This window comes from Streptomyces sp. AK010 (genome assembly GCF_014207295.1).
Taxonomy (GTDB): Bacteria; Actinomycetota; Actinomycetes; order Streptomycetales; family Streptomycetaceae; genus Streptomyces; species Streptomyces massasporeus.
In genome coordinates this window covers 175,848-197,969 of record NZ_JACHCX010000014.1, presented here as the reverse complement: position 1 = coordinate 197,969, position 22,122 = coordinate 175,848, and the positions used below count along the sequence as shown (strand labels likewise).

General features: G+C 71.0%; 19 protein-coding genes and 1 pseudogene. 14 read left to right on the top strand and 6 right to left on the bottom strand.

The window, feature by feature from the left end; genetic code table 11:
• The 3 genes from HDC93_RS25790 (at position 1) to HDC93_RS25780 (ending at position 2,041) form a co-directional block, all read left to right on the top strand.
• Positions 1-651, top strand: a complete 651-nt coding sequence (locus HDC93_RS25790; RefSeq protein ID WP_185013206.1) for an AIM24 family protein — start codon at positions 1-3, stop codon at positions 649-651.
• Positions 648-1,448, top strand: coding sequence for an AIM24 family protein (locus HDC93_RS25785; RefSeq protein ID WP_185013205.1), 801 nt, complete (start codon positions 648-650; stop codon positions 1,446-1,448). The genes HDC93_RS25790 and HDC93_RS25785 overlap by 4 nt, the downstream gene beginning before the upstream one ends.
• A 116-nt stretch (positions 1,449-1,564) precedes the next feature.
• Positions 1,565-2,041, top strand: coding sequence for a MarR family winged helix-turn-helix transcriptional regulator (locus HDC93_RS25780; protein WP_030854309.1), 477 nt, complete (start codon positions 1,565-1,567; stop codon positions 2,039-2,041).
• Positions 2,042-2,051: 10 nt separating this feature from the next.
• Here the strand turns inward: HDC93_RS25780 and HDC93_RS25775 are convergent, their stop codons facing one another.
• Both HDC93_RS25775 and HDC93_RS25770 read right to left on the bottom strand, forming a co-directional pair.
• The gene (locus HDC93_RS25775) at positions 2,052-3,476 is read right to left on the bottom strand and encodes a cell wall metabolism sensor histidine kinase WalK (RefSeq protein ID WP_185013204.1); all 1,425 of its coding nucleotides are present in this window, start codon (positions 3,474-3,476) and stop codon (positions 2,052-2,054) included.
• The gene (locus HDC93_RS25770) at positions 3,473-4,141 is read right to left on the bottom strand and encodes a response regulator transcription factor (protein WP_185013203.1); all 669 of its coding nucleotides are present in this window, start codon (positions 4,139-4,141) and stop codon (positions 3,473-3,475) included. The genes HDC93_RS25775 and HDC93_RS25770 overlap by 4 nt, the downstream gene beginning before the upstream one ends.
• Before the next feature lie 116 nt (positions 4,142-4,257).
• Between HDC93_RS25770 and HDC93_RS25765 the strand changes: the two genes are divergently transcribed.
• A complete protein-coding gene (locus HDC93_RS25765) occupies positions 4,258-4,908 on the top strand; it encodes a PepSY domain-containing protein (RefSeq protein WP_185013202.1) in 651 nt (216 codons plus the stop codon).
• Positions 4,909-5,503: 595 nt separating this feature from the next.
• Here HDC93_RS25765 and meaB read toward each other — a convergent pair.
• Positions 5,504-6,460, bottom strand: coding sequence for a methylmalonyl Co-A mutase-associated GTPase MeaB (gene meaB / locus HDC93_RS25760; protein ID WP_185013201.1), 957 nt, complete (start codon positions 6,458-6,460; stop codon positions 5,504-5,506).
• A gap of 49 nt (positions 6,461-6,509) precedes the next feature.
• Positions 6,510-7,718, bottom strand: coding sequence for an acetyl-CoA C-acetyltransferase (locus tag HDC93_RS25755; protein ID WP_185013200.1), 1,209 nt, complete (start codon positions 7,716-7,718; stop codon positions 6,510-6,512).
• Positions 7,719-7,866: 148 nt separating this feature from the next.
• On the opposite strand from HDC93_RS25755, the gene mce reads away from it, so the two are divergent.
• The 7 genes from mce to HDC93_RS25720 all read left to right on the top strand — a co-directional run bounded on the left by mce (position 7,867) and on the right by HDC93_RS25720 (position 17,833).
• Positions 7,867-8,307 carry a methylmalonyl-CoA epimerase gene (gene mce, locus HDC93_RS25750; RefSeq protein WP_031107947.1) on the top strand — a complete coding sequence of 147 codons (441 nt, stop codon included), beginning with the start codon at positions 7,867-7,869 and terminating at the stop codon, positions 8,305-8,307.
• 233 nt (positions 8,308-8,540) lie between these two features.
• Entirely contained in the window at positions 8,541-12,488 is a 3,948-nt protein-coding gene (gene scy, locus HDC93_RS25745) for a polarized growth protein Scy (RefSeq protein ID WP_185013199.1), read from the top strand.
• 182 nt (positions 12,489-12,670) lie between these two features.
• On the top strand, positions 12,671-13,606 hold the full coding sequence (locus HDC93_RS25740) for a cellulose-binding protein (RefSeq protein WP_185013198.1): 936 nt from the start codon (positions 12,671-12,673) through the stop codon (positions 13,604-13,606).
• Positions 13,607-13,691: 85 nt separating this feature from the next.
• Positions 13,692-14,660 carry an ABC transporter ATP-binding protein gene (locus HDC93_RS25735; protein ID WP_185013197.1) on the top strand — a complete coding sequence of 323 codons (969 nt, stop codon included), beginning with the start codon at positions 13,692-13,694 and terminating at the stop codon, positions 14,658-14,660.
• Between the two features lie 3 nt (positions 14,661-14,663).
• On the top strand, positions 14,664-15,434 hold the full coding sequence (locus HDC93_RS25730; protein WP_185013196.1) for an ABC transporter permease: 771 nt from the start codon (positions 14,664-14,666) through the stop codon (positions 15,432-15,434).
• Between the two features lie 150 nt (positions 15,435-15,584).
• Positions 15,585-16,946 carry an ABC transporter ATP-binding protein gene (locus tag HDC93_RS25725; RefSeq protein WP_185013195.1) on the top strand — a complete coding sequence of 454 codons (1,362 nt, stop codon included), beginning with the start codon at positions 15,585-15,587 and terminating at the stop codon, positions 16,944-16,946.
• The gene (locus HDC93_RS25720; protein ID WP_185013194.1) at positions 16,943-17,833 is read left to right on the top strand and encodes an ABC transporter permease subunit; all 891 of its coding nucleotides are present in this window, start codon (positions 16,943-16,945) and stop codon (positions 17,831-17,833) included. The genes HDC93_RS25725 and HDC93_RS25720 overlap by 4 nt, the downstream gene beginning before the upstream one ends.
• 6 nt (positions 17,834-17,839) lie before the next feature.
• On the opposite strand, the gene HDC93_RS25715 is transcribed toward HDC93_RS25720, so the two are convergent.
• Positions 17,840-18,172 (bottom strand): ATP/GTP-binding protein, encoded by a 333-nt coding sequence (locus tag HDC93_RS25715; protein WP_185013193.1) that lies wholly within the window; start codon positions 18,170-18,172, stop codon positions 17,840-17,842.
• 246 nt (positions 18,173-18,418) lie between these two features.
• On the opposite strand from HDC93_RS25715, the pseudogene HDC93_RS25710 reads away from it, so the two are divergent.
• Positions 18,419-19,243, top strand: a pseudogene (locus HDC93_RS25710) (hypothetical protein); the annotation flags it as partial.
• Between the two features lie 395 nt (positions 19,244-19,638).
• Complete coding sequence (locus HDC93_RS25705; RefSeq protein ID WP_185013192.1) at positions 19,639-20,667, top strand: LLM class flavin-dependent oxidoreductase; 1,029 nt, start codon at positions 19,639-19,641, stop codon at positions 20,665-20,667.
• An 82-nt stretch (positions 20,668-20,749) separates the two neighbouring features.
• Here HDC93_RS25705 and HDC93_RS25700 read toward each other — a convergent pair whose 3' ends face one another.
• Complete coding sequence (locus HDC93_RS25700) at positions 20,750-21,142, bottom strand: SCO5389 family protein (protein ID WP_003993005.1); 393 nt, start codon at positions 21,140-21,142, stop codon at positions 20,750-20,752.
• 252 nt (positions 21,143-21,394) lie between these two features.
• On the opposite strand from HDC93_RS25700, the gene nucS reads away from it, so the two are divergent.
• Positions 21,395-22,066 carry an endonuclease NucS gene (gene nucS, locus HDC93_RS25695; RefSeq protein WP_185013191.1) on the top strand — a complete coding sequence of 224 codons (672 nt, stop codon included), beginning with the start codon at positions 21,395-21,397 and terminating at the stop codon, positions 22,064-22,066.
• Positions 22,067-22,122: the final 56 nt, after the last annotated feature.

The window sequence follows — 22,122 nt, the reverse complement described above, 5'->3', positions numbered from 1 at the left end:
ATGGCCTTCCGGGAGATCAACGGGAAGATGGTCGAGGCGACGGTCGCGCCGGGGCAGCGGCTGTTCAGTCAGCGCGGCGCGATGCTCGCGTACAAGGGCGAGGTGTCGTTCACGCCCAACATGGCGGGCGGCCAGGGCGGGGTCATGTCGATGGTCGGCCGCCGGGTGGCGAACGAGGACACGCCGCTGATGTCCGTCGAGGGCAGCGGCACGGTCCTCTTCGGGCACGGTGGGCACCACATCCAGGTGATCCGGCTGACCGGCGACACGCTGTACGTGGAGGCGGACCGCCTCCTGGCCTTCGAGGGCACACTCCAGCAGGGCACGGTGTTCCTGGGCGCGCAGGGCGGCGTCATGGGCATGGTGCGGGGCCAGGTCAGCGGCCAGGGGCTGTTCACGACGACGCTGCAGGGCCACGGGGCCGTCGCGGTCATGGCGCACGGCGGCGTCATCGAGATCCCGATCAGCCCGCAGCGGCCGGTCCATGTGGACCCGCAGGCCTACGTCGCCCACCACGGCGACGTCCGCAACAAGCTGTCCACGGCGCTCGGCTGGCGGGACATGGTGGGCCGCGGCTCGGGCGAGGCCTTCCAGCTGGAGCTCAGCGGAAGCGGTGCGGTGTACGTCCAGGCGTCGGAGGAGAAGCTGTGAGCACCTACGGAACCCCGGGCGCCGGCCCCGTGGTCCTCGACCCGGCGACGCTGCCGGCGGACGACAACGTCAACGCGTACACCTTCTGTGTGGAGCTCAGGGGGAGCCAGTGGTTCCTGCAGAAGGGGAAGATGATCGCCTACTACGGGTCGATCGATTTCAACGGCGTCGGACACGGCCGGCTGGACCGTCTCGTCCGCACGTCGTTCCATTCGCCACTGCACGCGAGTGACTGGGTCGTGGCGGAGGGCTCGGGCAAGATGCTCCTCGCCGACCGGGCCTTCGACGTCAATTCGTACGACCTCGAGGACGGCAACCTGACCATTCGCTCCGGCAATCTGCTTGCTTTTCAGCCAACTCTGTCACTGAAGCAATCAATCGTGCCGGGTTTTCTGACGCTCATCGGAACCGGAAAGTTCGTGGCCGCGTCGAACGGACCGGTGGTGTTCATGGAACCCCCGATCAGGGTCGACCCCCAGGCCCTGGTCGGCTGGGCCGACTGCCCCTCTCCGTGCCACCACTACGACCACGGGTACATGACCGGCGTCATGGGCGGTCTACGTGCGCTGACGGGCCTGGGCGGGGCCTCCGGCGAGGAGCACCAGTTCGAGTTCGTGGGCGCCGGGACGGTGCTGCTCCAGTCGTCCGAGACCCTGATGGCCGAGCAGGCCACGGGGACCGTTCCGCACCAGGCCGGCGTGCCCGGCGGCGGGGCGCACAGCCCCCAGACGGGACAGTCCGGCGTACCGCGCCTTCCCGGACAGCTGGGAGACCTCCAGCGTCGCTTCGGGCTGTGAGCGGTAGTCTGCGGAGTGTGACATCGAACGTCTGCGCACTGCTGTTCGCCAGGCGGGCGCGGTCACACGCCACCCCTCACTAGTTCGCCTTTCAACATTTTAGGTAGACTTCATTCATGGAGACCGAGACGGCCACCCGCTGGCTGACCGATGCGGAGCAGTGCGCTTGGCGCACCCACCTGGAGGTCAACAGGCTGTTGACGTACCAGCTCGAGAAGGACCTGCAGCCGTTCGGCCTGACAATGAACGACTACGAGATCCTGGTGAATCTCTCCGAGTCCGAGGGCCAGAGGATGCGGATGAGCGACCTCGCTTCCGCCACCCTCCAGTCCAAGAGCCGCCTCTCACACCAGATCACGCGCATGGAGAACGCGAACCTGGTCCGACGGGAGAACTGCGAGTCGGACCGCCGGGGGCTCTACGCGGTCCTGACCGACCACGGGATGACGACGATGCAGAAGGTCGCGCCCCACCATGTGGCATCCGTGCGCAGGCACTTCATCGACCTGCTGTCCCCCGAGGCCCTGACCGAGCTCGACAAGGCCCTCAAGCCCATCGCGGAGCACCTGCGCGGCCAGCGCGGGCGCCCGTAACCGCAGCGCCCTACCGCGGTCCCCACCGGACGAGCGGCAGGCGGAGTTCGAACAGGGCTCCGCCTGCGGGCCCCCGTCCGGCCGTGAGCGTGCCGCCGTGCCGGACGGCCACGTCGCGGGCGATGGCGAGCCCCAACCCGGCTCCGCCGTCGTCGCGGCTGCGGGCCGCGTCCAGCCGGACGAACCGTTCGAAGATCCGCTCCCGGTCGTCCTCGGGCACCCCGTCACCGTCGTCGGCCACCCCGACCACGGCCCGGTCGCCCTCGCGCCGCACGTTCACGGTCACGGCCGACCGGGCGTGCCTCTGGGCGTTGTCGAGCAGATTGGCGAGCACCCTCCCCAACTGCCCCCGCGACCCGGCCACCTCCACCGGCTCCGCGTCCACGGTCACACCCGTCCGCCCCTCGGCCGCCTCCCGGGCCAGCCCGGCGAGGTCGACCCGCGCGTCGCCCAGCCGCTCCCCCGCGTCCAGCCGAGCGAGCAGCAGCAGGTCGGCGGCCAGCCGCTGAAGCCGGACGGTGTCCTCCAGGGCCCCGGCCAGATCCAGCAGCTCGGGATGCGCGGCGGCCACCTCCAGCTGCGTCCGCAGCGAGGCGATGGGGCTGCGCAGCTCATGGGAGGCGTCGGCGACGAACCGCCGCTGCCGCTCCACGGACGTCTCCAGCGCCGCGAGCGTCTCGTTGGTGGTGCTGGCGAGCCGGGCGATCTCGTCGTGCGTGTCCGGCTCCGGAACGCGCCGCGCGAGGTCCTCGGACTGGGTGATCGCGGCCATCTCGCGCCGGATCCCCTCCACGGGCCGCAGGGCCCGCCGGGTGACCAGCCAGGTCACGGCGGCGACGACACCGAGCAGCAGCGGGAACCCGATCAGCATCACCGTCAGCGCGGTCCGTACGGCCCCGTGTTCGGCGGCCAGCGGGGAACCGGCATAGACCTTGAGGTGTCCCCGGTGGTGGGTCTCCACCTCGACGGCGGCGAACCGGTAGTCCTCCGCGTCCCCGTCGATGGTCGCCGACCCGTTGCTGAAGACGCTCTCCCCCGAGATCTCACCGGCTTCGAGGGGCTCGCCCGCGTCGTCGGAGTCGTCATCGTCATCCCCGGTGGGCTTCACCGCCGGCCGCGGCTTCACCTGCCCGCTGCCGGTCCCGCTGATCTTCTCCAGATCCTCACTGGCCGCGACCAGCCGCCCGTGCTCGTCCAGGACCTGCACGGGCCCGTCGTCGCCGTCCAGCCCCGAGAGCTTGTCGTACGGCGTCCCGGCGGCGAGCTCGGAGGCGACCGTGCGCGCGGAGCGCTCCGCCTGGGTACCGGCCTCGCCGATCAGGTTGGACCGCAGCGACAGCAGCACGGCGGCCCCGGCGGCGACGAGCGCCACCGCGACGACCAGCGTCGCCCCCAGCGTGGCCCGCGCCCGCACGGACCCGAACAGCCGCCTCACGGCGACGTCTCCAGCCGGTAGCCGGCCCCGCGCACGGTCCGGATCAGTCCCGCCCGCAGCTTCCGCCGCAGCGTACTGACGTACACCTCGACGATGTTCGGATCGCCCTCGTACGCGAAGTCCCAGACGTGCTCCAGGATCTCGGACTTGGACACCACCTCGCCGGCCCTCCGCACGAGGTGCTCCAGCACGGAGAACTCCTTGGCGGTGAGGGTGATCTCCTCCTCGCCCAGGAACACCCGCCGGGCCGCGGTGTCCACCTTCAGCTCCCCGTGCACATGCACGGGCGAGGCCCCCGCGCCCTGCCCGCGCCGCCGCAGCAGCGCCTTGACCCGGGCGACGAGCACGACGTACGAGAACGGCTTGGTCAGATAGTCGTCCGCACCGGTGTCGAGCCCCTCGGCCTCGTCGTACTCGCCGTCCTTGGCGGTCAGCATCAGGATCGGCACCTCGTGCCCGGCGGCGCGCAGGGCCGCGCAGACCCGGTAGCCGTTGAGGCCGGGCAGCATGATGTCGAGGATGACCAGGTCGTACGCGCCCTCCGAGGCCTGGTACAGCCCCTCCCGTCCGTCGTGGACGACGTCCACGGCGTACCCCTCGGCCGTCAGGCCCCTGGCGAGCGACAGGGCCAGCCGCTTCTCGTCCTCCACGATCAACAGGCGCATGGGTAAAGAGTGGCAAAGGCAACCTGAAGATCCCTTCAGGGGGCTTCAGGTTCCTCTCAGCCTCCGTCGGCCAGAGTCGAAGACGCCGAAAACGAAACGACTCGGGAGGAATCCGCATGAAGCGCAACATCGTGATCGCCGCTGTGACCGCCGCCGCGCTGATCGGAGGCGGGACGGCCACGGCACTCGCGACCACGGGAGACGACCAGGGCTCGGCGCGGCAGGCGGCCACCACCCAGCTGTCGAACGACGACGTCCGGGACGACGACGGCGAGCGGGACGACGACGCCGAGAAGACGCTGTCGGCGGACGTGACGGCGCCCGAGGCGATCGCCTCCGCGCTGAAGCACACGTCGGGCACGGTGGTCTCCGCCGAGCTGGACGACGAGGACGACGGCGGCAAGGTCGTCTGGACGGTCGACGTCCTGTCGGGCGACAACACCTGGCACAGCGTGAGCGTCGACCCGGCCAACGGCAAGGTCCTCGGCTCGCACACCGACGACGAGGACGGCACGGCGCAGGTGCGGGCGGCGCTGAAGGGCTCGTCGGTGACGGCCGAGGAGGCGGCGAAGGCTGCCGCCGGCAAGGGCGTGGTGACGTCCGTGGACCTCGACGACGACGGCAAGAACAAGTCCTGGGAGGCCGAGACCCGCAAGTCCGGCGGCGCCGAGCAGGACTGGAAGATCGACCTCACCTCGGGCAAGGTCACGGCGGACCGCGCCGACGCGCGGGACGACGACGCGGACGACGCCGACGACCAGGACTGATCAGCAGCTGCCCCTCTTCCCGGCCCCGGCGTCCCGACACGGACGCCGGGGCCGGGTGGGTCCGCGACCCGGCGTCTTGGGGTGCCGCTGGGGCCGGGTGGGTCCGCGACCCGGCGTCTTGGAGTGCCGCTGCGTCGGTGCTGGGAGGGACGGGTGGGTCCGCAGCCCGGCGTAGCGGGGTGCCGCTGAGGCCGGGTGGGTCCGCGACCCGGCGTCTTGGAGTGCCGCTGCGTCGGTGCTGGGAGGGACGGGTGGGTCCGCGACCCGGCGTCGAGTGGTGCCGCTGAGGCCGGGTGGGTCCGCGCCCGGGCGTCGAGTGGTGCCGCTGCGTCGGTGCTGAGGCCGGGTGGGTCCGCAGCCCGGCGTAGCGGGGTGCCGCTGAGCGCTCCCGCACCCGCGTACGGCGAGAAGGGGCCGTGTCGGGGGGTGTCCGCCCGCAGCGGTTGGCGCGTCAACGGAGAGTCAGTCGGTGTGGCACCCCATCGCGCCGTTCCGAGGACGGACACCCCCCGGCGCGGCCCCGACCCACACCCCACGCGAACGCGAAGCGCACGCGCACCCCCACCCACCGCCAGGCGAGGAGGCCGAAGCCCTCTCAGCCCTCCGTCAACCCGGCCACCAGCTCGTCAGCCGCCCGATAGGGGTCCAGTTCGCCCGCGATGATCCGCTCCGCCAGCGCCCCGAGGCGCCGGTCCCCGTGCAGGTCCCCGATCCGCTCCCGCAGCGCCGTCACCGCGATCGTCTCGACCTCCCGCGACGCCCGGGACAGGCGCCGCTCCGCGAGCACACCCCGCTCCTCCATCCAGGCCCGGTGCTTCTCCAGCGCCTCGACGACCTCGTCGACACCCTCGCCCCGCGCGGCGACCGTCTTCACGATCGGCGGACGCCAGTCACCCGGCCCCCGGGACTCCCCCAGCCCCAGCATGTGGTTCAGCTCGCGAGCCGTCGCGTCCGCCCCGTCCCGGTCCGCCTTGTTCACGACGTACACGTCACCGATCTCCAGGATCCCGGCCTTGGCCGCCTGGATCCCGTCCCCCATCCCCGGCGCGAGCAGCACCACGGACGTGTCCGCCTGCGAGGCGATCTCCACCTCCGACTGCCCCACGCCCACCGTCTCGACCAGGATCACGTCACAGCCGGCGGCATCCAGGACCCGGATGGCCTGCGGGGCAGCCCACGCCAGCCCGCCCAGATGCCCGCGCGTGGCCATCGACCTGATGTACACGCCCGGGTCGGACGCGTGGTCCGACATCCGCACCCGGTCCCCGAGCAGCGCACCGCCGGAGAACGGGGACGACGGGTCGACGGCGAGCACGCCGACCCGCTTGTCCTGCTTGCGGTACGCGGAGACCAGCGCCGAGGTCGACGTCGACTTGCCGACCCCGGGCGACCCGGTCAGTCCCACCACGTACGCCCCGCCCGTCAGCGGCGCCAGCGCCGCCATGACCTCCCGCAGCTGCGGGGACGCCCCCTCCACCAGGGAGATCAGCCGGGCCACGGCCCGCGGCCGGCCTTCCCTGGCCTGGGCCACCAGGGTGGAGACGTCCTGCATCACAGCTCCGTTCAGATAAGGGACGTACCGAGAAGGGACGTACCGGGACTCAGGCCTTGGGCACGCGCACGATCAGCGCGTCGCCCTGCCCACCACCACCGCACAGCGCGGCCGCACCCACGCCACCGCCACGCCGCTTCAGCTCCAGCGCGAGATGCAGCACGAGACGCGCACCGGACATCCCGATCGGGTGACCCAGGGCAATCGCACCACCGTTGACATTCACCTTTTCGGTGGACACCCCGAGGTCCTTCATGGACTGCACGGCCACGGCGGCGAACGCCTCGTTGATCTCGATGAGGTCGAGGTCCGAGACCTCCAGGCCCTCCTTCTTCAGCGCGTGCAGGATCGCGTTGGACGGCTGCGACTGCAGCGAGTTGTCCGGCCCGGCCACGTTCCCGTGCGAGCCGATCTCGGCGATCCACTCCAGGCCGAGCTCCTGCGCCTTGGCCTTGCTCATCACGACGACGGCGGCGGCACCGTCGGAGATCTGCGAGGCGGAACCGGCCGTGATCGTGCCGTCCTTGGCGAACGCCGGACGCAGCTTGCCCAGGGACTCCGCGGTCGTGTCACCGCGGATCCCCTCGTCCTTGCTGAACAGCACCGGGTCGCCCTTGCGCTGCGGGATCTCGACGGGCGTGATCTCGGCCTCGAACAGGCCGTTCTTCTGTGCCGCCGCGGCCCGCTGGTGCGACAGCGCGGCGATCTCGTCCTGCTCGGGCCGCGCGATGCCCAGGCGGGTGTTGTGCTTCTCCGTGGACTCGCCCATGGCGACGCCGTCGAAGGAGTCGGTCAGACCGTCGTACGCCATGGCGTCGATCATCTCGACGGCGCCGTACTTGTAGCCCTCACGGGACTTCGGCAGCAGGTGCGGCGCGTTGGTCATGGACTCCTGGCCACCGGCGACGACCACGTCGAACTCACCCGCACGGATGAGCTGGTCGGCGAGCGCGATGGCGTCGAGGCCCGACAGACACACCTTGTTGATGGTCAGCGCCGGCACGTTCATCGGGATGCCGGCCTTGACCGCGGCCTGGCGGGCCGGGATCTGCCCCGCCCCGGCCTGGAGCACCTGGCCCATGATCACGTACTGCACCTGGTCGCCGCCGATCCCCGCACGGTCGAGCGCGGCCTTGATCGCGAAGCCGCCGAGGTCGGCTCCGGAGAAGGACTTGAGTGAACCGAGCAACCGGCCCATGGGCGTACGCGCGCCCGCGACGATCACCGAGCTGTTCGCTTCGGAAGTTCCAGAAGACATGAGCTGCGATCCCCTTACCGGCTGCACAGCCGAGGAGTGAACGAGGGTTTACTTCGAATGTACTGAGTGGCACTCCGTGCCGTCATCGGGCCGTCGGTGTGATCGCGCGCACGTTGCGTAACCACCTCGGGGGCGCTGCACTGAATCCATGCTGACGCGAATCGACCACATCGGAATCGCCTGTTTCGACCTCGACAAGACCGTCGAGTTCTACCGTGCCACCTACGGCTTCGAGGTGTTCCACTCCGAGGTCAACGAGGAGCAGGGCGTGCGCGAGGCCATGCTCAAGATCAACGAAACGTCCGACGGCGGCGCCTCGTACCTGCAGCTCCTGGAACCGACCCGGGAGGACTCCACCGTCGCGAAGTGGCTGGCCAAGAACGGTGAGGGCGTCCACCACATCGCTTTCGGTACGGCAGATGTCGACGGTGACGCCGAGGAGATCAAGGGCAAGGGCGTACGCGTGCTGTACGAAGAGCCGCGAGTCGGTTCCATGGGGTCACGGATCACCTTCCTGCACCCCAAGGACTGTCATGGCGTACTGACAGAACTGGTCACTTCGGCGCCTGTTGAGTCACCTGAGCACTGACTCTCGTACATAGGGGCCGGTAGGGTTGGGGGCGGTCGCCGCTCAGTCCAGGGTGACCGCGGTCCCGCCGTGCGACGGCAGGACCACCGGGGTCCGGGTTTCGGGGGACGAGCGTCGGGGCAGCAGCCTCTGCTCCGCCGATGATCTGACACCATTCCCCGGGGGCCCCGTTCGGCGGATGGACGGAGCTCGTTCGGAAAGAGTTGCGACCAGGGGACGGATGGGACCGCGCAGTGCGGGGCTACGAGAGCCAGGAGCGAGAGCCGGCGGCTGACGTCGACCACCTCTCTCGGTTCGAAGCCGAGATGAAGCGGCTGAAGACCGAACGGGAAAAGGCGATCCAGCACGCCGAGGACCTCGGCTACCAGGTCGAGGTGCTGCGCGCCAAGTTGCACGAGGCGCGGCGCACCATCATGTCCCGGCCCTCCTTCGAGGGGGGCGACATCGGCTGGCAGGCCGAGCAGTTGCTGCGCAATGCGCAGATGCAGGCCGACCAGATCCGCGCGGACGCCGACCGGGAGCTGAGCGAGGCCCGGGCCCAGACTCAGCGGATCCTCCAGGAGCACGCCGAGCAGGCGGCCCGGCTCCAGGCCGAGCTGCACCAGGAGGCGGTGACCCGCCGCCAGCAGCTGGACCAGGAGCTGTCCGAGCGCCGCCAGACGGTCGAGTCGCACGTCAACGAGAACGTGGCGTGGGCCGAGCAGCTGCGGGCCCGCACCGAGCAGCAGGCTCGCCGGCTGCTCGAGGAGTCCCGGGCCGAGGCCGAGCAGGCCATGTCCACCGCCCGCGCGGAGGCCGAACGGCTCGCGACGGAGGCCAGGCAGCGGCTGACGAGCGCGGCCGAGGAGGCCCGGGCGGAGGCCGAGCAGATCCTGCGCCGTGCCCGCACGGACGCCGAGCGCCTGCTCAACGCCGCCTCCACGCAGGCCCAGGAGGCCACCGACCACGCAGAGCAGCTGCGGGCGTCGACCGTCACCGAGTCGGAGTCCGCGCGCCGCGAGGCCCAGGAGCTGAGCAAGGCCGCCGAGCAGCGGATGGCCGAGGCCGAGGAGGCGCTGCGCAAGGCGCAGGCCGAGTCGGAGAAGCTGGTCGGGCAGGCCGAGGAGGCCGCCGCCAAGGCCCTGGCGAGCGCGGAGTCCGCGAACGAGACGCGGACGCGCACCGCCAAGGAGCAGGTCGCCCGGCTGGTCGAGGAGGCCTCCAAGGAGGCCGAGAACACCAAGTCCGAGGCCGAGCAGATCGTCGCGGACGCCAGGGCCGAGGCCGAGAAGATCGTCGCGGAGGCCTCCGAGAGGGCCCGCACGCTCACCGCCGAGGAGACCGCGACCCAGCTGTCCAAGGCGGCCAGGACCGCCGAGGAGGTCCTCGACAAGGCGTCGGAGGACGCCAAGAAGACCACCAGGGCCGCGGCCGAGGAGGCCGAGCGGATCCGCTCGGAGGCCGAGGCCGAGGCGGACCGGCTGCGGGCCGAGGCGCACGACATCGCCGAGCAGCTCAAGGGCGCGGCGAAGGACGACACCAAGGAGTACCGCGCCAAGACGGTCGAGCTGCAGGAGGAGGCCCGCCGGCTGCGCGGCGAGGCCGAGCAGCTGCGGGCGGACGCGGTCGACGAGGGCGAGAAGATCCGCGCCGAGGCCCGCAAGGAGGCCGTGGCGCAGATCGAGGAGGCGGCGAAGTCCGCCGAGGAGCTGCTCGCCAAGGCCAAGGCGGACGCGGACGAGCTGCGTACGACGGCCCAGGCGGACAGCGAGAAGGTCCGCACCGAGGCCATCGAGCGGGCGACGACCCTGCGCCGGCAGGCCGAGGAGACCCTTCAGCGCACCCGGCAGGAGGCCGAGCGGCACCGCGAGGAGGTCGTCGAGCAGGCCGAGGCGCTCAAGGAGGACGCCGAGCGCGCGGCGCGGGAACTGCACGAGGAGACCGAGCGGGTCATAGAGGCCCGTCGGGCGGAGGCCGCCGAGGAGCTGACGCGGCTCCAGCGGGAGGCCGAGGAGCGGCTGACGGCCGCCGAGCAGGCGCTGTCGGACGCCCGTGAGGAGGCCGCGCGGCTCCGTCGCGAGGCCGCCGAGGAGAACGAGCGGCTGCGCGCCGAGGCCGCGGAGCGGATCCGTACGCTCCAGCAGCAGGCCGAGGCGGAGGCCGAGCGACTGCGCGACGAGGCCGCGTCGGACGCGTCCGCGTCGCGCGCCGAGGGCGAGGCCGTCGCCGTACGGCTGCGCTCGGAGGCGGCGAACGAGGCCGAGCGGCTGAAGTCGGAGGCGCAGGAGAGCGCCGACCGGATGCGCGCGGAGGCGCAGGCCGCTGCCGAGCGGCTCGCCACGGAGGCCTCGGAGACGCTGGCCGCCGCCCAGGAGGAGGCCAACCGGCGCCGCCGCGAGGCCGAGGAACTCCTCGGCAGCGCCCGGCAGGAGGCCGACCAGGAGCGCGAGCGGGCCCGCGAGCAGAGCGAGGAGCTGCTGGCCTCGGCGCGCAAGCGCGTGGAGGACGCGCAGACCGAGGCCGTACGGCTGGTCGAGGAGGCCGACCGGCGCGCCACGGAGATGGTGTCGGCGGCCGAGCAGCACGCCCAGCAGGTCCGGGACTCCGTCGCGGGGCTGCACGAGCAGGCCCAGGAGGAGATCTCCGGCCTGCGCAGCGCCGCCGAGCACGCGGCGGACCGTACGCGCCGGGAGGCCCAGGAGGAGGCGGACCGGGTCCGCTCCGACGCCTACGCCGAGCGGGAGCGGGCGAGCGAGGACGCGGGCCGGCTGCGGCGCGAGGCGCACGAGGAGACCGAGGCGGCCAAGGCGCTCGCCGAGCGGACGATGTCCGAGGCGATCTCGGAGGCGGAGCGGATCCGCACGGACGTCGCCGAGCACGCCCAGCGGGTGCGCACGGAGGCGTCGGACGCGATCGCCGAGGCCGAGCAGGCCGCCTCGCGCACCCGGGCGGACGCCCGGGAGGACGCCAACCGCATCCGGTCGGACGCGGCGACGCAGGCGGACACCCTCATCACCGAGGCACGCAACGAGGCGGAGCGGCTCACGACGGAGACGGTCCAGGAGACCGACCGGCTGCGCATGGACACGGTCGCCGAGGCCGAGCGGGTCCGTACGGAGGCAATCTCCGAGGCCGAGCGGGTCCGCTCCGAGGCGGCCACGGAGGCCGAGCGGGTGCGCGCGGAGTCGGTCGCCAAGGCCGAGCAGCTGGTCGGGGAGGCCACGGGCGAGGCGGAGCGACTGCGGGCCGAGGCCGCCGAGACGGTCGGTTCGGCGCAGCAGCACGCGGAGCGGGTCCGCACCGAGGCCGCGCGCGTCAAGACCGACGCGGAGGCGGAGGCGGAGCGGCTCGTCAGCACCGCGCGCGAGGAGGCCGACCGCACGCTGGACGAGGCCCGCAAGGACGCCAACAAGCGGCGCTCCGAGGCGGCCGAGCAGGTCGACAAGCTCATCACGGAGACCACGGCCGAGGCGGACAAGCTGCTGACCGAGGCGCAGCAGCAGGCGCACAAGACCACCGCGGAGGCCGAGTCGCAGGCCGACACGATGGTCGGCGCGGCCCGCACCGAGGCCGACCGGCTGGTGTCCGAGGCGACGGTCGAGGGCAACTCCCTGGTGGAAAAGGCCCGTACGGACGCCGACGAGCTGCTGGTCGGCGCGCGCCGGGACGCCACGCAGATAAGGGAGCGTGCCGAGGAGCTGCGCGACCGCATCACCTCGGAGATCGAGGAGCTGCACGAGCGGGCCCGCCGGGAGTCGGCCGAGACGATGAAGTCGGCGGGCGACCGCTGCGACGCGCTCGTCAAGGCGGCCGAGGAGCAGCTGGCCAAGGCGCAGGCGAAGGCCAAGGAGATCGTCTCGGAGGCCAACTCCGAGGCGGGCAAGGTCCGTATCGCCGCGGTGAAGAAGGCGGAGGGGCTGCTCAAGGAAGCCGAGCAGAAGAAGTCCACGCTGGTCCGGGAGGCCGAGGAGCTCAAGGCCGAGGCGATCCGCGAGGCCAAGCGCACGGTCGAGGAGGGCAAGCGCGAGTTGGAGGTCCTGGTCCGTCGCCGCGAGGACATCAACGCCGAGATCTCCCGTGTCCAGGACGTCCTGGAGGCGTTGGAGTCCTTCGAGGCCCCCTCCGCGGGCAAGGACAACGGAGTCAAGGCCGGCGCGACGGTCGGCGCACCCCGTTCGGGTGGCAAGAGCTCGGAAAGCTAGCGAAACGGGGCGAATCCGGTGTGTGCTGGGGTCTTTGGCCAAGTCTTTGGCAAGCAGTCCCGGGGACAGCCACTCAAAAGGGGTGTCATTTTCCAGATCAAACGCGCATCCGCTCGATGACACACCGTTTCGGCCCCTAGGATTCCCCTATCACCTCACCGGTCTCATTCGACAGGAACCCCATGAGCGACACTTCCCCCTACGGCTTCGAGCTTGTGCGGCGTGGGTACGACCGCGCTCAGGTGGACGAACGTATCTCCAAGCTCGTCTCCGACCGTGACAGCGCTCTCGCCCGCATCACCGCTCTGGAAAAGCGCATCGAGGAGCTCCACCTCGAGACGCAGAACGCCCAGGCCCAGATCACCGACGCCGAGCCGTCGTACGCGGGTCTCGGCGCGCGCGTGGAGAAGATCCTCCGCCTCGCCGAGGAAGAGGCGAAGGACCTGCGCGAGGAGGCCCGGCGCGCGGCCGAGCAGCACCGCGAGCTCGCCGAGTCGGCGGCCCAGCAGGTGCGCAACGACGCCGAGTCGTACTCGGCGGAGCGCAAGGCGAAGGCCGAGGACGAGGGCCTGCGGATCGTCGAGAAGGCCAAGAGTGACGCCTCCCAGCTGCGTACCGAGGCGCAGAAGGACGCGCAGTCCAAGCGCGAGGAGGCGGACGCCCTCTTCGAGGAGACCCGCGCGAAGGCCGCGCAGGCCGCCGCCGACTTCGAGACGAACCTCGCCAAGCGCCGCGAGCAGTCCGAGCGCGACCTGGCCTCCCGTCAGGCCAAGGCCGAGAAGCGTCTGGCCGAGATCGAGCACCGCGCCGAGCAGCTGCGCCTGGAGGCCGAGAAGCTGCGCACGGACGCCGAGCGCCGCGCCCGTCAGACGGTGGAGACGGCCCAGCGCCAGGCCGAGGACATCGTGGCCGACGCCAACGCCAAGGCCGACCGCATCCGTTCGGAATCCGAGCGGGAGCTCGCGGCTCTCACCAACCGCCGCGACAGCATCAACGCCCAGCTGACGAACGTCCGCGAGATGCTCGCGACGCTCACGGGCGCCGCGGTGGCCGCCGCCGGCACGCCGGCCGAGGACGAGCCCATCTCCCGTGGGGTCCCGGCCCAGCAGTCCAGGTAACACCGGGGCATACGGAGTCTGAACCTCCGCAAAGCCCTCTGCCGCTCGGGTGGCAGAGGGCTTTGCCACGCTCTAGCGTGGCGGCATGATTGAGCTCGAGGGGCTGACGAAGCGGTACGGCGAGAAGGTGGCGGTCAACAACCTGTCCTTCACCGTCAGACCGGGCATCGTCACCGGCTTCCTCGGGCCGAACGGCGCGGGCAAGTCGACGACCATGCGGATGATCCTCGGTCTCGACCATCCGACCGCCGGTGACGTCCGTATCGACGGCAAGCACTACACGCAGCTCAAGGACCCGCTGACGTACATCGGGGCCCTGCTGGAGGCCAAGGCCTGGCACGGCGGGCGCACCGCCTACAACCACCTGCTGTGCCTCGCCCAGAGCAACGGCATTCCGCGCGGCCGGGTGGGGGACGTACTGGAGACGGTCGGTCTCACCGCCGTCGCGAAGAAGAAGACCAAGGGCTTCTCGATGGGCATGGGGCAGCGGCTCGGCATCGCGGCCGCGCTGCTCGGCGATCCGCGGATCCTGATGTTCGACGAGCCGGTCAACGGCCTCGACCCCGAGGGCATCCACTGGATCCGCACCCTGATGAAGTCGCTCGCCTCGCAGGGCCGGACCGTGTTCGTCTCCTCCCACCTGATGAGCGAGATGGCCCTGACGGCCGACCACCTCGTCGTCATCGGGCAGGGGCGGCTCCTCGCGGACACCTCCATGGCGGATTTCATCGACCGCAACTCACGTTCGTACGTCCGGGTCCGAAGCCCGCAGCGGGAGCGGCTGCTCGATGTGCTGCACCAGGCCGGGATCGTGGCCGTGGAGAGCGGCGACGGGGTGCTGGAGGTGGACGGCGGCAAGGCCGAGCAGATCGGTGAGCTGGCCGCGCAACACCGGATCACGCTGCACGAGCTGAGTCCGCAACAGGCCTCGCTGGAGGAGGCGTTCATGCGGCTGACGGCGGAGTCGGTGGAGTACCACGCACACAGCGGGACGAGCGCGACGAGCCCCGAGCCACCGCGGCAGCAGTGGGGCGACGGCTGGAAGAGGGGCTGAGGCATGGCGGTGACACAGGTCGTACGGTCGGAGTGGACCAAGATCCGGTCGGTGGCGTCCACGATGTGGACGCTCTCGCTGGTGGTGGTCGTGACGGTCGCTCTCGGCATGCTGATCTCGGCGCTGTCGAAGAGCGAGTTCGATTCGATGAACGCGCAGGACCGGGCAGAGTTCGACCCGACGTTCATCAGCTTCGCGGGGATGAGTCTCGGTCAGCTCGCGATGATCGTCTTCGGTGTGCTGGTCGTGTCGAACGAGTACAGCACCGGCATGATCCGCACCTCGCTGGCCGCGGTGCCGCAGCGCGGCTCCTTCCTCTTCAGCAAGATCGCGGTCGCCACTGGGCTGGCCCTGCTGGTCGGTCTCGTCACCAGCTTCGCCGCCTTCTTCCTGGGGCAGGCGATGCTGGGCTCGCACCGGGCGGAGATCGGCGACCCGGGGGTGCTGCGGGCCGTGCTCGGCGGGGGCCTCTACATGGCGCTGATCGCGATGTTCTCCATGGGCGTCGCCGCGATGCTGCGCTCGCCGATGCTGTCGCTGGGCATCCTGATGCCGTTCTTCTTCCTGATCTCCAACATCCTGGGCAACGTCGACGCGACGAAGAAGGTCGGCCGGTTTCTTCCCGACCAGGCCGGCAGCAAGATCATGCAGGTGGTCACGCCGATCGACGACGACACCCCGTACGGACCGTGGGGCGGCCTCGGGATCATGGGGCTGTGGGTGCTGGCCGCGCTGATCGGCGGCTATGTGCTGCTGAAGAAGCGCGACGCCTAGGAGGACCACGGACGCGCGACGCCCAGGGGGACCACGGACGCGGCCGACCTTTTACGTCCTCTTGGAAGGAACCGTCAGCGCCTCGATATCCTCCTAACCCTTACGGGGGCGTGTGCCCCGCTGTCCTGAACCTTGCGATGGGTGCGGAGCATGATCGAAGCAGTCGGCCTGACGAAGCGCTACGGCGACAAGACCGCTGTGTACAACCTTTCCTTCCAGGTGCGGCCCGGAGCCGTAACCGGCTTCCTCGGGCCGAACGGCTCGGGCAAGTCGACGACGATGCGCATGATCCTCGGCCTGGACAATCCGACGTCCGGGCAGGTGACGATCGGGGGCTATCCGTACCGCAGGCTGCCCAACGCCGCCCGCCAGGTCGGCGCCCTGCTGGACGCCAAGGCGGTGCACGGCGGCCGCTCGGCCCGCAACCACCTGCTGTCCCTCGCCCAGCTGTCGGGCATCCCGGCCCGGCGGGTGGACGAGGTGCTCGGGGTCGTCGGTCTGCAGGAGGTGGCCAGGAAGCGGTCCAAGGGCTTCTCCCTCGGCATGGGGCAGCGGCTCGGCATCGCCGCGGCGCTGCTCGGCGACCCGCAGGTGCTGCTGTTCGACGAGCCGGTCAACGGCCTCGACCCCGAGGGCATCCTCTGGGTCCGCAACCTGATGAAGGCGCTGGCGGCGGAGGGCCGCACGGTCTTCGTCTCCTCCCACCTGATGAGCGAGATGGCGCTGACCGCCGACCACCTCATCGTCATCGGGCGCGGTCAGCTGCTCTCCGACATGAGCGTGACCGACTTCATCTCGGCGAACTCCGCGGACTTCGCGCGCGTGCGCACGCCCGACACCGAGCCACAGCAGCGCGAGAAGCTGTCGGCCGCGCTCACCGAGTCGGGCGGGCACGTGCTGCCCGAGCAGGACGGCGGGCTGCGCGTGACGGGGCTGCCCCTGCCACGCATCAGCGACATCGCGCACGACCACGGCGTACGGCTCTGGGAGCTGTCGCCGCACCAGGCCTCCCTGGAGGAGGCGTACATGCGGATGACACAGGGCGCCGTCGACTACCGCTCGACGATCGACCAGAAGGAAGGCCTCCAGCAGCCGCTGCCGCCCGGCGCGCAGCCGCCGATGCCGGTGCCCGGACAGGGCCAGCCGGGCTGGTACGCCCCGCCGCCGCCCCAGCAGGACGGCGGGCCGTACCAGACTGTGCCGCAGGGGGCACCCGGCGGCGCTCCGGGCCAGGCTCCGGCGGGCCCGCACGGCGCCCCGGGGGCCCACGGCGCGCCCGGCGCTCCCAGTGCCACTCCGAGCGCCCCTGGCGCCCCCGGCGCGGGAACGCCCAACCCGTACGCCCAGCCCGCGCCCCAAGCGCCGCAGGGCGCCGCCCAGCCCGCGCCACAGCCCTCCGCCGGCCAGGCCGCTCCGGCGCCCGCCGCGCCCGCGCCGCAGGCGCCCGCGGCCCCCGCCGCACAGCCCACCGCCCCGACCTCCGACCTGACCAAGCCCGAGGACGCCCGATGAGCAGCCCCCAGCCCCAGATGCCGCAGGCCGCGCCCGCCTGGCAGGCGGCTCCCGGTTCCGCCCCGCACCCCGGCGGCCCCGGCTACACCTCGCCGATCCCGATCGTGCGCACGCACCTCGGGAACGCCATCGCCTCCGAGTGGACGAAGATCAGGTCGGTGCGCTCCACGATGTGGACGCTCGGGGTGTTCGTCCTGCTCGTCGTCGGCATCGGTCTGCTGACCGGCATCGTGGTGTCGAGCTCCTCCTCGGACCTGTCCGGCGAGAACGCGCTGTCCCTCGGCTTCTTCGGTCTGCTGCTCGGCAGCATGTGCATCATCACGCTCGGCGTGCTGACCACGGCCTCGGAGTACGGCACGGGCATGATCCGCACCACGATGGTCGCGTGCCCGAGCCGCGGACGCGTGCTGGCGGCGAAGGCAGTCGTGTTCTTCCTGGTCGCGTTCGTGGTGACGCTGGTGGCCGCCTCCCTCGTCGCGTTCCTGCACGTGGCCATGCTCGAGGGCAACGGCGCCAAGGAACCCTCGGGCGGCGAGTGGTTGAAGAGCACGGTCGGCATCTCGCTCTACATCGCGCTGCTCGGCCTGCTCTCGCTCCTCATCGGCTCGATCATCCGGCACTCGGCCGGCGCCATCACCATCATGATCGGCGCCGTGCTGGCCCCGCTGGTGATCGCGCTGTTCATGTTCTCGGAGTCGCTGCAGGGCGTGCGCGACGCCCTGTTCGAGTACTCGATCCCGAGCCAGCTGAGCGTCTTCTACGCCAACTCCCTCAACACGGCGAGCCAGTCCGGTCCGTCCGGCTGGGACCCGCTGTGGATCATCCTCGGCGCCACGGCCGTCGCGTTCGCCGGCGCCTTCGCGCTGCAGGAGAAGCGGGACGTCTGAGTCCGGTCAGAACTTCGGCGCGTTACGGGACCGCTGCACCCCCGGGGTGCGGCGGTCCCGCGCGTTCCAGCAGGCCTTGTGCCAGTGTCTGCGGTCGTCGACGCCCGTGTGCTCGGCCCAGGCCACCACGTGCGGCACCCCGTCCGGGATCAGTTGGTCGCAGCCGGGGCAGCGGTACGACTTTCCCTGAGCGCTCGCGCCGGCCACGTGCCGCACGCTCCAGTTCTCACCCTGCCAGTTCTCCGAGGACTGCCAGCCGCCGTAGCGGCCGGGACGGTCGTCCTCGACGCTCCGGCCGGACTCAGCGGCGCCCTTGGGTCGGTTGCGACGCGGGGACACGGGACACCTCTCGGGGCTATACAGGAAGCACGGGCCGCGTCCAGCCTACGCGGCGCGCACAGGGGTTCTGGGCTCACGACGGTTGACTGCGCACAGGCGTGTAGGGACGAGTGTCCGTGTTGTGGCGCGTGCGGACCCCTGGGCGGGAACGCGAGTTCTTCTGTCGAATGTGTGACCTTCTGCCCGTGGTGGTCGTTGGGACGTGCTGAGGGATCGGCGGGTCAGCGCTGGGCAGGGGTGAGGGGATTGAGTGGGCGGCGGGAGGTTGGGACGCCGTTCGTGGTGCCCGGCCCTTGCGGGGTTGCGGTCCGGGACCGGCTCAAGCACCTGACTGCCGAGGACGAGAATGTGCTGCGTCTGGTCGGTGACCATCTGGGCGGGCTGGCTTGCCTGGACCTGAAGATGCGGTGCGCGGCCGGGCTGGAGCATGACACTGAGCAGTGGGCCGAACGTAAGCGGGCTCTGACACAGGCGTCCTCTTCGCGGTGGGCCGGGTCGGTCACGAAGGCCACCCACGATCAGTGGGCGCTGGCCCGACGCAGCCAGCCGGCACACATCCAGAGCCTTCAGGCGGGGGTGCGCACGATCGCGCGCCGGCTGTCCCTCCCAGTCGGTGAGGCGGGCAGCAAGCGGGCTCCCGGCGGCTACCGCAGCAAGCGGGAGTGGTTCGCCGAGACGCGCCGCCTGCACGTGTTCACCGACCGGCTCCAGGCGGCCCGGGCGGACTGGGCGGCCGGGCGCGTGCATGTGGTGCGCGGCGGGAAGCGGCTGCACCTCGCGATCGCGATCGAAGACCTCGACTTCACCGCCGAGACCACCCGCGAGAAGCACGGCTGCCGCACCAAGTTCCGCAACCTCATCTCCGGCGTGCCCACCTCCAGGCTGCGAGCCCGGCTGATGTCGATGTCGGCCGATCTCGGCATCACCGTCATCGCCGTCGACCCTGCCTACACCTCCAAGTGGGGCGCCCAGTACTGGCAGAAGCCTCTTACCACCCACAACCGCACGACCACTGGCCACGACGCGGCAGCCGTGGCGATCGGCAGGCGCGCCCTGGGACACCCGATCCGGCTGGGGCACCTCACAGGCCCTTAAGGGGTCCTTTCACTATGAGCGTCCGATCAGGGCGCGTGGTCTGGTGCCGTGCGTCGCAAGGCGCCGGGAAGCCCTCGTAGCGGAGCTACTAGGGCTTTTCGGCAACGCGGCGAGGTGCGGTGCCAGACCACGCGACCCGGACGGGCATAGTGAAAGGACCCCTAAGAACGGTACGCGTACGGAACCAATCGCCATATGTCCCTCGCGGGCGCGGCGGGCTCACCCCGGATGCTCTCCCCCGGGCTCCTGGCGGAACGCCTCATTCTGCAGACAATCCGCAAAATGCTCCGCCCGGCCGTGTCCTCGGCACGTGTCGGACGGTTATGCGCTGTGGGGGAGCTCCGTGTCGGAGCCAAGGAAGCAGGAAAGCAATGCGCGTTGGAAGTTTCGTGTTGGCGGCCCAGTTCCCCGGTCAGGGCGAGGGAGAGGCGCTGCACCGCGCGGTCCGCTCGGCCGAGGTGGCCGAGGAGGCCGGGCTCGACACGGTCTGGCTGGCCGAGCACCACTTCGTGCCGTACGGCACGTGCCCGTCGGCCATCACCCTGGCCGCCCTCATGCTGGGCCGCACCCGCCGCATCCGGGTCGGCACGGCGGTCAGTGTGCTGCCCACCGTCCATCCCGTGGCCCTCGGCGAGCAGACCGCGCTGCTGCACCACACGAGCGGCGGCCGTTTCACGCTCGGCGTCGGGCGCGGCGGCCCCTGGGTCGACCTGGAGGTGTTCGGCGCGGGTCTGGAGGCGTACGAGAAGGGGTTCCCGGAGTCCCTGGAGCTTCTGGTGCGGTGGCTGCGCGAGTCGTCCGTGGCGGCCGACGGGGAGCGCTTCCGTTTCCGTGAAGTCCCGGTGGTGCCGCGGCCGTCGGAGGCCCTGACGGATGCCGCGGGGCCCGAGGTCGTCGTGGCCTGCACCTCGCCCGCGAGCGTGCGGCTCGCCGCCGAGCGGGGCCTGCCGATGCTGCTCGGGATGCACGTGGGGGACGAGGAGAAGGCCGAGATGGTCGCGCTGTGGCGGCAGCACGCGCGGGCCAGCGGCCGGTCGCCGGAGGAGATCCTGGGCGCGTCCCATGTCTCGGCCGGCGTCTGCCAGATCGCGGACCGGCGTGTCGACGCGGCGGAGACGCTGATGAAGGCGATGCCGGGCTGGTTGAAGCAGGGCCTGGAGGCGCATGTCACGGTCGACGGGCGCACGCGCCGGATGCGCGACCCGCTGGCGTACACCGAACTGCTCTGCGGGCTGCACCCGGTGGGCACTCCACGGCTGTGCGCGGACCGGCTGGCGGCGACCAGCGAGCGGACGGGCATCTCCCGCTTCGCGCTGCTCGTCGAGGGCTCAGGGGACCTGGCGGCGACCGAGGAGAACGTGCGGCGGCTGGGCGCCGAGGTACTCCCCCAACTCGTCTGAGAGCGTCGTGGATTCCTGGGGCTTGCCGCTCCGGTACAGAACTGCACCTCCCGCGTACGGAGCGGCAAGCAGTGGCGCCGCGTCAGCAGTCCCTGAACTCGGGTGACTGGTTCAGCACCTGACTGCGGACCGAGGTGAAGCGGTCCAGCTTCTCGTCGACCGAGGAGTCAAGCGGGAACACGGCCACCCGGTGGCAGTTCTGGAAGGCCAGGCGCACACCGAAGTGCCGTTGCAGCGCGCCGCGTATCGCGTCACTCGCAAGCGCACGCAGCAGCTGACCGCGTGCCTGCTCGTCCGGCGGGGGCGTCTGGTTGTCGGCGAACGCGCCGCCGTCCACCTTCAGCTGGGCCACCAGTGAGCTGATCATCTCCCACGCGTAAGGCAGGGAGGTCCGGACGCAGTCGACGAATTCCGCTTCGTCGACCTCGCCTCGCTCGGCCTGTTCGAGTAGGGCCGGTGAGACGTCGAGCGACATGAGTTCTCCTCTCGCACCCCCGGCGAGCAGGGGTTGCCGGACAGATAAGGGGGTTCGCGATACCGAACACGCTGCGTACACGCACCGCGACCTCCCGTTCATACGGTAAGCAGCGTACGGTGACCGCACCAGGAAAGTGCGCAGATGAGACACTCCCGCTGAGCACACCATGCACACAATCGGCCATTACCGAACACGTGTTTTCCAGGGCGAATCGCGTGGACAGGTGCCCGTCGAGTAGCGTTGCCGACCATGCGTCTCGTCATTGCCCGCTGCTCCGTGGACTACGCCGGGCGGCTCACCGCCCACCTTCCCTCGGCCCCGCGCCTGATCCTGGTGAAGGCGGACGGCAGCGTCTCGATCCACGCCGACGACCGGGCCTACAAGCCTCTGAACTGGATGTCGCCGCCCTGCACGTTGAAGGAGGGCACCGGCGAGGAGGAGGGCGTCTGGACCGTCGTCAACAAGGCGGGCGAGAAGCTCATCATCACGATGGAGGAAGTCCTCCACGACTCCTCGCACGAATTGGGCGTCGATCCCGGCCTGATCAAGGACGGCGTGGAAGCGCACCTCCAGGAGCTGCTCGCCGACCGCATCGAGACACTCGGCGACGGCTACACGCTGATCCGCCGCGAGTACCCGACGGCCATCGGGCCGGTCGACATCCTGTGCCGGGACGCCGACGGCGCGACCGTCGCGGTGGAGATCAAGCGGCGCGGTGAGATCGACGGCGTGGAGCAGCTCACGCGCTATCTGGAGCTGCTGAACCGCGATCCCCATCTCGCCCCGGTGCGCGGTGTCTTCGCGGCCCAGGAGATCAAGCCCCAGGCCCGCGTCCTCGCGACCGACCGCGGCATCGGCTGCCAGGTCCTCGACTACGACGCGCTGCGGGGCATCGAGGACGACAAACTGCGGCTGTTCTGACTTCCCTACGACGAACAGGGCCGGGTCCGCGGAACGGACCCGGCCCTGTTGGTGTG

What these genes read in the sequence shown, in the direction of transcription:
- HDC93_RS25790 (WP_185013206.1), top strand. Translation starts at nt 1, where the DNA reads ATGGCCTTCCGGGAGATCAACGGGAAGATGGTCGAGGCGACGGTCGCG.
- HDC93_RS25780 (WP_030854309.1), top strand. Translation starts at nt 1,565, where the DNA reads ATGGAGACCGAGACGGCCACCCGCTGGCTGACCGATGCGGAGCAGTGC.
- HDC93_RS25770 (WP_185013203.1), bottom strand. Translation starts at nt 4,141, where the DNA reads ATGCGCCTGTTGATCGTGGAGGACGAGAAGCGGCTGGCCCTGTCGCTC.
- HDC93_RS25765 (WP_185013202.1), top strand. Translation starts at nt 4,258, where the DNA reads ATGAAGCGCAACATCGTGATCGCCGCTGTGACCGCCGCCGCGCTGATC.
- meaB (WP_185013201.1), bottom strand. Translation starts at nt 6,460, where the DNA reads ATGCAGGACGTCTCCACCCTGGTGGCCCAGGCCAGGGAAGGCCGGCCG.
- HDC93_RS25755 (WP_185013200.1), bottom strand. Translation starts at nt 7,718, where the DNA reads ATGTCTTCTGGAACTTCCGAAGCGAACAGCTCGGTGATCGTCGCGGGC.
- mce (WP_031107947.1), top strand. Translation starts at nt 7,867, where the DNA reads ATGCTGACGCGAATCGACCACATCGGAATCGCCTGTTTCGACCTCGAC.
- HDC93_RS25740 (WP_185013198.1), top strand. Translation starts at nt 12,671, where the DNA reads ATGAGCGACACTTCCCCCTACGGCTTCGAGCTTGTGCGGCGTGGGTAC.
- HDC93_RS25735 (WP_185013197.1), top strand. Translation starts at nt 13,692, where the DNA reads ATGATTGAGCTCGAGGGGCTGACGAAGCGGTACGGCGAGAAGGTGGCG.
- HDC93_RS25730 (WP_185013196.1), top strand. Translation starts at nt 14,664, where the DNA reads ATGGCGGTGACACAGGTCGTACGGTCGGAGTGGACCAAGATCCGGTCG.
- HDC93_RS25725 (WP_185013195.1), top strand. Translation starts at nt 15,585, where the DNA reads ATGATCGAAGCAGTCGGCCTGACGAAGCGCTACGGCGACAAGACCGCT.
- HDC93_RS25720 (WP_185013194.1), top strand. Translation starts at nt 16,943, where the DNA reads ATGAGCAGCCCCCAGCCCCAGATGCCGCAGGCCGCGCCCGCCTGGCAG.
- HDC93_RS25705 (WP_185013192.1), top strand. Translation starts at nt 19,639, where the DNA reads ATGCGCGTTGGAAGTTTCGTGTTGGCGGCCCAGTTCCCCGGTCAGGGC.
- HDC93_RS25700 (WP_003993005.1), bottom strand. Translation starts at nt 21,142, where the DNA reads ATGTCGCTCGACGTCTCACCGGCCCTACTCGAACAGGCCGAGCGAGGC.
- nucS (WP_185013191.1), top strand. Translation starts at nt 21,395, where the DNA reads ATGCGTCTCGTCATTGCCCGCTGCTCCGTGGACTACGCCGGGCGGCTC.